1 protein-coding gene is annotated in these 1,740 nt (G+C 37.2%); it reads left to right on the forward strand.

The window, feature by feature from the left end; all coding sequences use genetic code 11:
- The first annotated feature begins 67 nt into the window (after positions 1-67).
- The gene (locus NBRC110019_RS16650) at positions 68-1,612 is read left to right on the forward strand and encodes an IS1182 family transposase (RefSeq protein WP_281756599.1); all 1,545 of its coding nucleotides are present in this window, start codon (positions 68-70) and stop codon (positions 1,610-1,612) included.
- Positions 1,613-1,740: the final 128 nt, after the last annotated feature.

Here is a 1,740-nt window from a genome sequence, read left to right on the forward strand (position 1 = left end):
AAAAGAGGCTGTCTAAAAAGGCAGCCTCTTGTTTTTGAAAGAATTTAGATTTTGCTTAAATTTAAGAATGAATCGTAAGCAAGTTTGGAAAACCTACCATCAGTCACAGCTTAGTCTTTTACCACCGAGTTATGATGACTTAGTACCTGATAACCATCCCGTTCGGATAGTAGACACGATACTTGAATCGATAGATTTAAGTTTTTTGGAACAGAAATATCGTGGCGGCGGTACCTCAAGCTATCACCCTAAAGTTTTATTGAAAATATTGGTTTATTCTTATCTAAGGAATTTATATTCTTCACGTAAGATCGAGCAATCACTTTCTGAAAATATACATTTTATCTGGCTCAGCGGTGGAGCAAAGCCTGATCATAATACGATTAATAATTTTCGTTCGGGTAAATTGAAAGATTCTTTCAAAGAGATATTTAATCAAGTAGTACTTCTTTTAAATGAGCAAGGTTATTTAAGTTTAAAGGATATCTATGTTGATGGCACTAAGTTAGAGGCTAATGCTAATAAATATACTTTTGTATGGGCTAAAAGTATAAAAAATTCCCGCACACGAATCGAGAAGCAATTACAAGAACTCTGGCAGTATGTAGAACAAGTCTATGCTGATGAAGAACAACTACCAAATACTCCTGATTTTGCAGCTATAGATCCTGAGAAAGTCTCAGCCACTATACAACAAATTAATCAGGCACTTGAAAAAAAAACTGTTGATAGTAAGGTAAAACAGAAACTAAATTATGCGCAAAAGAACTGGCCTAAGAATGTAGCTAAGTACAACGAACAGCAAAAGAAGTTAGGGCATCGTCAGAGTATGAGTAAGACCGACCCTGACGCTACCTTCATGCGCATGAAAGAGGATCACATGAAAAATGGTCAGCTAAAACCCGGGTATAATCTACAAGCTTCCACCAATAATCAATTTATAGTACATTACTCGCTGGCGCAAACCACAGCCGACACTACCACTCTTATCGATCATTTGGAAGGTTTTGAAAAAGCCTTTGAACAGACACCTGAAACTCTAACAGCAGATGCTGGTTATGGTAGTGAAGAAAACTATCAGGCACTTGAAGATAAAGACATAGAAGCCTTTGTTAAGTACAACTACTTCCACAAAGAACAAAAACAAGCCAAAGCCCTTGTAGATAAAGCCCCCTTCCATCCAGATAAACTCCATTATAACCAGCAGACAGATACCTATTATTGTCCTATGGGGCAGCCTATGAATTATATAGGAGAAAAACAAAGTAAAACTACCACAGGACACCTACAGACTTACCATCGTTATCAGGCTGCAAACTGCCAAGGATGCCCTTTAAGAGGGATATGCCATCAAAGTAAAGGCAATCGAATTATTGAACGAAATCACAAACTTATTGCTTATAAAAGGCAAGCAAAAGAGCGGTTACTGAGCGAGCAGGGAATTACCCATCGCAAACGAAGATGTTGGGAAGTAGAGGCTGTGTTTGGTAATATAAAGCAAAATATGAACTATAAAAGGTGTATGCTTAGGGGCATAGACAAGGTAGAAACTGAAATAGGACTGGTAGCCATGGCTCATAACCTCAATAAACTATTCCTAAAGAGTGCATAGAGCACTCATCGCTATTTTGCTAAGGATTATTAAAGTCAAATAATCAAAAATATTTTACTGAGGAATCAATAGATGTAAAAGAATCCAAAACTAAAAGACCGCCCTAAATACTTTTAGGACGGCCTCTT

This window comes from Neptunitalea chrysea (genome assembly GCF_027924145.1).
In the GTDB taxonomy this organism is placed as follows: domain Bacteria; phylum Bacteroidota; class Bacteroidia; order Flavobacteriales; family Flavobacteriaceae; genus Neptunitalea; species Neptunitalea chrysea.

Bases quoted from the DNA above. Each gene is read 5' to 3' on its own strand.
- NBRC110019_RS16650 (WP_281756599.1), top strand. From the start codon at position 68: ATGAATCGTAAGCAAGTTTGGAAAACCTACCATCAGTCACAGCTTAGT.